13 protein-coding genes are annotated in these 7,422 nt (G+C 33.4%); 10 read left to right on the top strand and 3 right to left on the bottom strand.

Going from position 1 to position 7,422, the window contains the following annotated elements; translation table 11 throughout:
- Positions 1–365 precede the first annotated feature (365 nt).
- The 7 genes from C4E06_RS10390 to C4E06_RS27825 all read left to right on the top strand — a co-directional run bounded on the left by C4E06_RS10390 (position 366) and on the right by C4E06_RS27825 (position 3,819).
- The gene (locus C4E06_RS10390) at positions 366–596 is read left to right on the top strand and encodes a hypothetical protein (RefSeq protein ID WP_107668000.1); all 231 of its coding nucleotides are present in this window, start codon (positions 366–368) and stop codon (positions 594–596) included.
- Positions 597–616: 20 nt separating this feature from the next.
- A complete protein-coding gene (locus C4E06_RS10395) occupies positions 617–1,060 on the top strand; it encodes a nitrogen fixation protein (RefSeq protein WP_107668001.1) in 444 nt (147 codons plus the stop codon).
- A 4-nt stretch (positions 1,061–1,064) separates the two neighbouring features.
- A complete protein-coding gene (locus C4E06_RS10400) occupies positions 1,065–1,400 on the top strand; it encodes a Nif11-like leader peptide family natural product precursor (RefSeq protein WP_107668002.1) in 336 nt (111 codons plus the stop codon).
- Between the two features lie 44 nt (positions 1,401–1,444).
- Positions 1,445–1,744, top strand: coding sequence for a Nif11-like leader peptide family natural product precursor (locus C4E06_RS10405; RefSeq protein WP_107668003.1), 300 nt, complete (start codon positions 1,445–1,447; stop codon positions 1,742–1,744).
- A gap of 132 nt (positions 1,745–1,876) precedes the next feature.
- Positions 1,877–3,139: a nif11-class peptide radical SAM maturase 3 gene (locus C4E06_RS10410; RefSeq protein WP_107668004.1), complete on the top strand. Its 1,263-nt coding sequence runs from the start codon at positions 1,877–1,879 to the stop codon at positions 3,137–3,139.
- 19 nt (positions 3,140–3,158) lie between these two features.
- Positions 3,159–3,314 (top strand): hypothetical protein, encoded by a 156-nt coding sequence (locus tag C4E06_RS27820; protein WP_198648521.1) that lies wholly within the window; start codon positions 3,159–3,161, stop codon positions 3,312–3,314.
- Positions 3,315–3,651: 337 nt separating this feature from the next.
- Positions 3,652–3,819, top strand: a complete 168-nt coding sequence (locus tag C4E06_RS27825; protein WP_198648522.1) for a hypothetical protein — start codon at positions 3,652–3,654, stop codon at positions 3,817–3,819.
- 101 nt (positions 3,820–3,920) lie between these two features.
- Here C4E06_RS27825 and C4E06_RS10415 read toward each other — a convergent pair whose 3' ends face one another.
- Positions 3,921–4,652 (bottom strand): peptidylprolyl isomerase, encoded by a 732-nt coding sequence (locus C4E06_RS10415; RefSeq protein ID WP_107668007.1) that lies wholly within the window; start codon positions 4,650–4,652, stop codon positions 3,921–3,923.
- Positions 4,653–5,065: 413 nt separating this feature from the next.
- On the opposite strand from C4E06_RS10415, the gene C4E06_RS27830 reads away from it, so the two are divergent.
- The 3 genes from C4E06_RS27830 (at position 5,066) to C4E06_RS10420 (ending at position 5,744) form a co-directional block, all read left to right on the top strand.
- Positions 5,066–5,206, top strand: a complete 141-nt coding sequence (locus C4E06_RS27830; protein ID WP_198648523.1) for a hypothetical protein — start codon at positions 5,066–5,068, stop codon at positions 5,204–5,206.
- 89 nt (positions 5,207–5,295) lie between these two features.
- The gene (locus tag C4E06_RS29205; protein ID WP_255412143.1) at positions 5,296–5,430 is read left to right on the top strand and encodes a hypothetical protein; all 135 of its coding nucleotides are present in this window, start codon (positions 5,296–5,298) and stop codon (positions 5,428–5,430) included.
- Between the two features lie 113 nt (positions 5,431–5,543).
- Positions 5,544–5,744, top strand: coding sequence for a hypothetical protein (locus C4E06_RS10420; RefSeq protein ID WP_107668005.1), 201 nt, complete (start codon positions 5,544–5,546; stop codon positions 5,742–5,744).
- 134 nt (positions 5,745–5,878) lie between these two features.
- Here the strand turns inward: C4E06_RS10420 and C4E06_RS10425 are convergent, their stop codons facing one another.
- Positions 5,879–6,532 (bottom strand): Uma2 family endonuclease, encoded by a 654-nt coding sequence (locus tag C4E06_RS10425; RefSeq protein ID WP_107668006.1) that lies wholly within the window; start codon positions 6,530–6,532, stop codon positions 5,879–5,881.
- A gap of 244 nt (positions 6,533–6,776) precedes the next feature.
- Positions 6,777–7,422, bottom strand: a 646-nt coding sequence (locus C4E06_RS10430) for an HlyD family efflux transporter periplasmic adaptor subunit (protein ID WP_157951141.1), incomplete at its 5' end; no start/stop codon positions are given.

Consider the following 7,422-nt stretch of genomic DNA (forward strand, 5'->3'; position numbering starts at 1 on the left):
AAGGCGTGCAAGATGTCAGTTAAGGGGTGGACAAAGTATAAAAAGACGAGCCAACTATTTACTTTTGAGAACAAATTCTTTGAATTGCTTCTTGATAGTTATATGAATCCATAGGGAGCCAAGAAAGGGATGAAATCCATTGTCCTGTCTGTTTTTTGGTTACTTTCAAAACAGGATAAGTGAGCAGATAAGTTTAAAAATTCGTCAACTTATTAAACAATTGTGAAAATAAAAAGGAAATAATTTGTTTAGTTTACTCACAAAATATAGCTGAATGATTATTGACATTTTAGAGAAGAATTTTCAAAATAAAATCAAGAGCAAATTGGTTCTTATTCATCTAAAGATTTGAAGAGAGTAACATCATGAATAAAAATTTTGGTAAACATTTGGGTGAAGTTGCAATTACTGATTTAGTTCAAGAATCAGTCGTTAATGCAGCCCACAGAAGACAGCAATGTCTCGAAGATTCTTTAGTGGATATCAATGAAGAAGAAGCTAAAAATGTCGAAGGAGGACTGACTTCTACTCCACTTAAGATTTCTTTTCCTACTACATTAGGCATGATTATTGAAGAGCCTATTTTTCCTTCGTAAATTTAATGAAGAGAGTATCAATGAAACATCATCAGTCTTCTGAAAAAACCCTATGTCCCAGTTCTAGACCAGAATTACCAGAAAGTGTTGCCTTTGGTGTTGTGAGTGGAACCGTCGAAAAACCCCAGGTTACTTATCTTAAAAAACCTCAACCGATTACTGAGAAATTAATCGCCTTAACGGCACCGGTAACACCAGCAGAAGTCTTTCGCACAGCGAGTCCCTGTGCTACTAAGAAATGTCAGCATTTTGATGGTAATAACTGTCGTTTAGCTCAGCGAGTTGTTCAACAATTACCGGTAGTTGAAGATAAGTTACCAGCCTGTTCTATCCGAAGAGAATGTCGCTGGTTTCAACAAGAAGGAAAAGCAGCTTGTCTGCGCTGTCCACAAGTTATTACTGATAATTACAATGCTTCGGAATTAGTTCGTCAAGTATCAATGCCCACTGCCATTGGAGAATAGAATTATGTCTGTTGAAAATGTAAAAGCTTTTTACCAAAGATTAGCCCAAGATGAACAGTTTCGCTCTGCACTTGCGGAGGTAAAAAATAAAGAAGAATGTAGTCAATTAGTACAACAAGCTGGCTATTATTTTACTCAAGAAGAATTTGATAATTATACTGCTAAACTCTTAGAATCTAGTCTCAATGAGGGAGAATTAAATGACCTCAATGAAAAGGAACTAGAAGCTGTTTTTGGAGGAATTCGTAATAAAATGCCCTCTCCTCCCATACAAGCCCTCTATGGTGTTATTTGGCCCATTAAACCCCAACCTCTTTATGGTGTCATTATCGACGAATAAAATAACTGAAATCTTCATATTTGAAGCAATAATAGGAGTCACGAATGTCCTTATCTAATGTTCAACGTTTTTACCAAAGATTATCAGAAGATGAAGCCTTTCGCGCTGGTCTTCAAACTGTAAACAATAAAGAAGAATGTAGTCACTTTGTGAAAAAAGCTGGCTATGATTTCACCCAAGAAGAGTTTGAAAGTTACACGGCTGAACTTCTAGAATCTAGTGAAAAGGAGTCCAAGTTACAAGACACTCTAGAAGAACTAAATGAACAAGAACTAGCAGCGGTTTTGGGTGGATTGACAAGAAGTTCTGTAGCAATTTACGGTTTACCACCTAAATTATTTTAAAGGTATAGCATTTCTTGTTGATACTTAAGATAGGTCAGGTTAAGGTTAATTAAATTGAACATTTAAATAAATTTAAAGAACAAACTGACCTATTACTAATTGATTTAATTAAGTCTTGGAGTTAAAAAAATTATGACAGAATATCGTCGAATTAGTCATGCTGTGTGGGAAATTACCTTAAAGTGTAATCTGGCTTGTCAACATTGTGGTTCTCGCGCTGGACAGAATAGAACCAAGGAACTTTCAACTGAAGAAGCACTCAATTTAGTGCAACAAATGGCGGAGGTTGGTATCACAGAAGTTACCCTAATTGGTGGAGAAGCTTTTTTACGGTCTGACTGGTTAGAAATTGCCCAAGCTATTACTAAAGCAGGGATGGTTTGTGGTATGACAACCGGCGGTTTTGGTATTACTTTAGACACCGCTCGTCGTATGAAAGAAGCAGGAATTCAAGTGGTTTCGGTTTCCGTTGACGGGTTAGAAAAAACCCATGATTATCAACGGGGAAAACCGGGCGCTTGGCAATGGGCTTTTAAAACTATGAAAAACCTAAAAGAAGCGGGGATTACCTTTGGTTGTAATACTCAAATTAATCGTCTTTCTGCCCCAGAATTTCCCTTACTTTATGAACGTCTGCGAGATGCAGGAATTGCTGCTTGGCAAATTCAATTAACGGTTCCCATGGGTAGGGCTGCTGATAATAATCATATTCTTTTACAGCCCTATGAATTATTAGATGTTTACCCTATGATTGCCAAAGTTGCCCAACGAGCAAAAGAAGAAGGAGTTCGTGTTCAAGCAGGTAATAATATTGGTTATTATGGACCCTATGAAAGATTACTGCGTGGGGGTGATGCCTGGTCATTTTGGCAAGGCTGTAATGCTGGACTTTCTACCTTAGGAATTGAAGCCGATGGTGCTATTAAAGGCTGTCCTTCTTTACCGACTTCTGCTTATACTGGGGGCAATATTCGTGATTATTCTCTGCGGACAATTATCGAAGAAACGGAAGAATTACGCTTTAATTTAGGTGCCGGAACCCCTCAAGGAACAGACCATCTTTGGGGCTTCTGTAAAACCTGTAAATTTGCAGAATTGTGTCGGGGGGGTTGCAGTTGGACGGCTCATGTTTTCTTTGATAAAAGAGGTAATAATCCCTACTGTCATCATCGGGCTTTAACTCAGCAAAAGAGAGGTATTCGGGAAGAGTTTGTCATAAAATATCAAGCAAAAGGTAATCCTTTTGATAATGGCGTATTTGAGTTATTAGAAAAACCTTTTGATAGTCCTATCACTGATGATGAATTACGCTTTACGGCTGATAAGATTCAATGGCCAGTTAGTTGGGAAATCGAGCAAGAGAAACCTTTATCTTTAGTGGGTGCTAATCATTAATTTTGAGGATAAATTTATCATGGAAAAGAATTTAATGGGGTCTCATCAAGAATCAAATCAGCCTATTTTACCCCGTTCTGCCTGGAGTAGTAATGTGGCTTATTTACGGACATTATTTAAAGCGAAAAAAGCTTTAGATAGCATTGAGGAAGAGGCAGCAATCATTAAGCGATAAACTATAATTTATTTAGTTTAATAAGTTATGTTATTTTTCTATTGATGGACTCAAGGTAAGCCTTGGGTCTTTTTCTATTATTCAATAAAAATGTTATTTTGTAAGAAAAAAGAAATAATTAATTTAGTTTTTATTTGTTATTAAAACATAGTCTAGTAATCTAAGATGTCAATTATTTAAAAACGATGATTTTATCAGGTTTACAATAAAAAACACACATTTATTTGTAGATATTTTTTCTTTTTTGAACTATTAAAACTATTGCGATATAAAGAAGGTGATTTTATAATAAAAGAGTCAAACAAATCAAACCAATTTCTGAGGAGAAAAGCTCAAAATGACTAACATTACTATCTCTAATTTAGACCCCAATAATACTGGTTTATTCATGAATTCTGAAAGCTTTATAACTGAGTTAACAGATGAACAACTTAATGACACTCATGGTGGAGGATTTTGGTTCGGTGTAGCTGTAGGTCTTGCTATTGCACACGTTTTAAGATAGCGATATCTGTTTTACCATTATTCATAGGGAAGTTGCTAGAGACATTAAAAGTTATAGCAACTTCCTTATGAAATTTTATGGGCAAAAACTCTTTTTCATTGCTAATCATCTATAACTGTCAGTTCTTGAGACTTTTGCTTTAACCAGTCAGAAAATAAATTAGATAAAATTTGATAACGTCTATTTTCATTGAGTTCTGGATGTATAATTTCTTCAACAAATACTAAATGAACTCCTTGAGATGTCATAATCGGTTTTAGTAATTGAGGAGGGTTTGCAGCAAATACAGCAGCAGAAATTTCTGGTTTTAATTCTTGACGTTTAACCTTTCCTAAATATCCCCCTTTACGTCTTAACTCTTTATCTTTTATATATTCATGTGCTACATCCCAAAAACTCATCTCATCTTCATCGATAGCATAATATAATTCCATTGCTAAGTCTTCATCATCTAGAATAATTTCATGCATTATGACTTCAGTATAATTTAATTGATTTTGATAGAAGTAAGGTTCAATTTTATCCGCAAAAAGATGATTTGCTAATTTACCAGAAATAATACTAAAATGAAGAATCTCTTCAAAATCTTCTACAGAAAGTTGATTTCTTTGTAACCACTTATGGGTTTCTTCTGCACTCTGGAGGTTCTTAGATAAGCGAAATTGATCAGCCGCCTGCTGAAGTTCTTCTGTTTCTACTTTTATATCTACACCTTTTGCTTCTTGGGCAATAATTCTACGATTTATCATTCCTTCTATTATCTCCGACATTTTACCTGAGAGTTTAATTTCCTTGATAATCTCTTCTGCAGTTACGGTGATAGATAATGACATAATATTAATTTCAACCCAAAATATATCTTTTTTTATCATATAGCAATTTAACAGTCTTTGTAAATTTATGATTATCATATCCCTTGATTGAAACATTTGTTTTTATACAAAAACTCAAATCCTCAAAAAATGAGAACCTAGTTTTATTTAAGAAATAATTGTTTAAGTTTTTTCTTTAAGATTAAAACTCAATCAAGGTGTCAATTAAATAAAATAGATATTGTCTGGTGTCAAAATATTTTTTTTAATGCAATTTTCCCTTAAAAAAAGAAATAATTGCTTTAGTTATTGAGAAAAAAGTAAGTCAAAAGCACTTGAATTTCTCATAGATGTCACTAATAATATATACAGAGTCAAACAGATTGCTCTTAAGACTCAAATCAAAAAATACTAACTCTTAGAGGACTTTTCCCATGTCTAATATCATCATTTCTGATCTCGAAAAAATCAACAACAAAAACCAAATGATTGATGTTTTACCTAACCGACAACAGTTAGTGAAAGGTGGTGGTGTTGAGGTTGAATTCAGTATCAGTATCAAAATCAAAAAGTAAAATGTAATCAACTTTATTGAGACATAATACCTGATTGTTTCTTAAATTATGTCATCCCTATTAAACCCATACATTGGAGAAAGTTTACCATGTCTAATATCATCATTTCTGATCTCGAAAAAATCAACAACAAAAACCAAATCATTGATGTTTTACCTAATCAACAACAGTTAGTTAAGGGTGGTGAAGTAGAAGTTATCTTCAAAATTACCATAAGATTCTAAGAACTTTATTTAGAAGTTCAATTAGCTTCAAAAACAAATGATTCCTTTTCTTAGTTTTTGAAGCTGATCTCTTCTAATCTACAACTATTAACTCATTAACACAGGAGTCAACTATGAAGGACAAATTTACCGAAAATCCAAATCAAATCACTCTCGATGATATGATTTCTCAGTCAGTAGAAAATGCAGTTTCTCGAAGACAGCACAATTTAGAGTTAGAAAACGATCTTGTAGAGATTTCAGAACAAGATTCTAAAAACGTAAAAGGTGGTGCAATCAGGGACATAATTGTTATGGGATACTTTATAAAATAATTTTCCTAATCTTTGATTTCGTCAAATTATTTAGCTTCAAAAAGTTGGTTTAATTCTAATGATTTTTGAAGCTAATTTTTTATAGTTAACCAAATCGGTGTAAAATTAAATTCTACTATATGATAGTCTAAATCTTAAATTATTGTATTATCAAGATTTTCTCTGAGCCAATGTTTAAAGTTTCTGATGGCTTCACTTCTACCAACTTGTTGACTTTGTGCAACAGCTTGATTAATTAATTCTATAATAGGAATTTTAGGAAAATTGGGACTATTTAAAGACTCAATATATTTCCCTTCTTGTAATAAATTAATCTGTAGACCATTTTGAGTATAACGCCAAAGTTCCCGAACTCCTAAAAGTCGATAATTGTCTAAACGAGTACGACAAGTAATATCAATTTCTATGACTAAATCTGGAGGGGGATCACATTCTAAATTAAGTCTATTTTTACCAATAACAGCTTGATAATTTTCAATATAAAAACAAGCATCAGGTTCCACTGCTTGGTTCATAAGTTCGTTTTTAAATGTAGTTGATCCTAACGGTTCAAAATTAATATTAAGTGCTTCTAAGAGAATCTGAACCATATAGCTAATTATTTCTTTATCTTTTTCATGTTCGGGTAAAGGCACCATAATTTCTAAGACTCCGTTACTGTAGGATAATCTAGAAGCACGACTTTCTCCTAATTCTGATAAGATTTGCTCAAATTTTTGCCAGTTAAGCTCTTTTAAAAGTAATTGTTGACCAGGATGTAAAATAATTTGTTCTAAGGCTAATTGCATAGTTTTAGCTTTAAATTTTTATTTCTTAATTTAATTATATCAGAAACATATAATCTTACCACAAATAAATAGTATGCAATCTATCTTTAGCTACCATTGTTATTTTCTCAGGTTTCTAATAACAATTTTATAACAAATTGTTATTACTTAAAAATCATTTAAATTTTTATTCTTTGTTACCAAAAAATGTTCGGGCTTAATATGATTAAGCCCCTACGGACTACGGCATTCTTAACCATCCTGTCTAAAGTTTAAAGTCTCCATTTTGTAACTTCTTAAAGGGGTCAAGAACAAAATCAATTAAACGACGCTGACGGATAACTACTTCTGCTGTTGCGGTGTCTCCAGGACGTAAATTAATACAGTCTTCAGGAGTAGGCATACAAGTTTGATCAAGCTCAATTGTAAGATCATAAACCAAGGTTTTACCATCGGGGGTTTCTATCTCTTTCGTTGTCGGAGAAACCTCAGTTAATTTCCCTTCAATTACCCCATAATCTTGGAAAGGAAAAGCATCAAACTTCATTTTTACAGGCATTCCTTTAGTCACTGAACCACTTTCAGGTGTTGCCATTTCTGCTTGTAAAATTAAGGCCGTTCCTTGAGGCGCAATTTCTAAAATGCGAGTTCCTGGTTGTACAACTGCCCCTTCCGTATCAATCGGTAAATCGAAAACAGTTCCTTCTATAGGTGCTTTTATTACCCGTTGACTTAATTGATATTGTAAACTTTCTATTTGACTTTTTGTCTGTTTTATGTCTGACTTAAGAGTGGTGATCTCCGTTTCTAAGTTTTTGATTTGTTCTTTATTTTTCAATAAAGATAATTCACCCGAACCGACTAAACTATCATAACTATTTTCTTGTTCTTTTAGTCTTAATTCAGCTTTC

The organism is Cyanothece sp. BG0011, from assembly GCF_003013815.1.
Taxonomy (GTDB): domain Bacteria; phylum Cyanobacteriota; class Cyanobacteriia; order Cyanobacteriales; family Microcystaceae; genus Crocosphaera.

Coding starts and splice junctions, on each gene's coding strand:
- C4E06_RS10390 (WP_107668000.1), top strand. CDS start 366: ATGAATAAAAATTTTGGTAAACATTTGGGTGAAGTTGCAATTACTGAT.
- C4E06_RS10395 (WP_107668001.1), top strand. CDS start 617: ATGAAACATCATCAGTCTTCTGAAAAAACCCTATGTCCCAGTTCTAGA.
- C4E06_RS10400 (WP_107668002.1), top strand. CDS start 1,065: ATGTCTGTTGAAAATGTAAAAGCTTTTTACCAAAGATTAGCCCAAGAT.
- C4E06_RS10405 (WP_107668003.1), top strand. CDS start 1,445: ATGTCCTTATCTAATGTTCAACGTTTTTACCAAAGATTATCAGAAGAT.
- C4E06_RS10410 (WP_107668004.1), top strand. CDS start 1,877: ATGACAGAATATCGTCGAATTAGTCATGCTGTGTGGGAAATTACCTTA.
- C4E06_RS27820 (WP_198648521.1), top strand. CDS start 3,159: ATGGAAAAGAATTTAATGGGGTCTCATCAAGAATCAAATCAGCCTATT.
- C4E06_RS27825 (WP_198648522.1), top strand. CDS start 3,652: ATGACTAACATTACTATCTCTAATTTAGACCCCAATAATACTGGTTTA.
- C4E06_RS10415 (WP_107668007.1), bottom strand. CDS start 4,652: ATGTCATTATCTATCACCGTAACTGCAGAAGAGATTATCAAGGAAATT.
- C4E06_RS27830 (WP_198648523.1), top strand. CDS start 5,066: ATGTCTAATATCATCATTTCTGATCTCGAAAAAATCAACAACAAAAAC.
- C4E06_RS29205 (WP_255412143.1), top strand. CDS start 5,296: ATGTCTAATATCATCATTTCTGATCTCGAAAAAATCAACAACAAAAAC.
- C4E06_RS10420 (WP_107668005.1), top strand. CDS start 5,544: ATGAAGGACAAATTTACCGAAAATCCAAATCAAATCACTCTCGATGAT.
- C4E06_RS10425 (WP_107668006.1), bottom strand. CDS start 6,532: ATGCAATTAGCCTTAGAACAAATTATTTTACATCCTGGTCAACAATTA.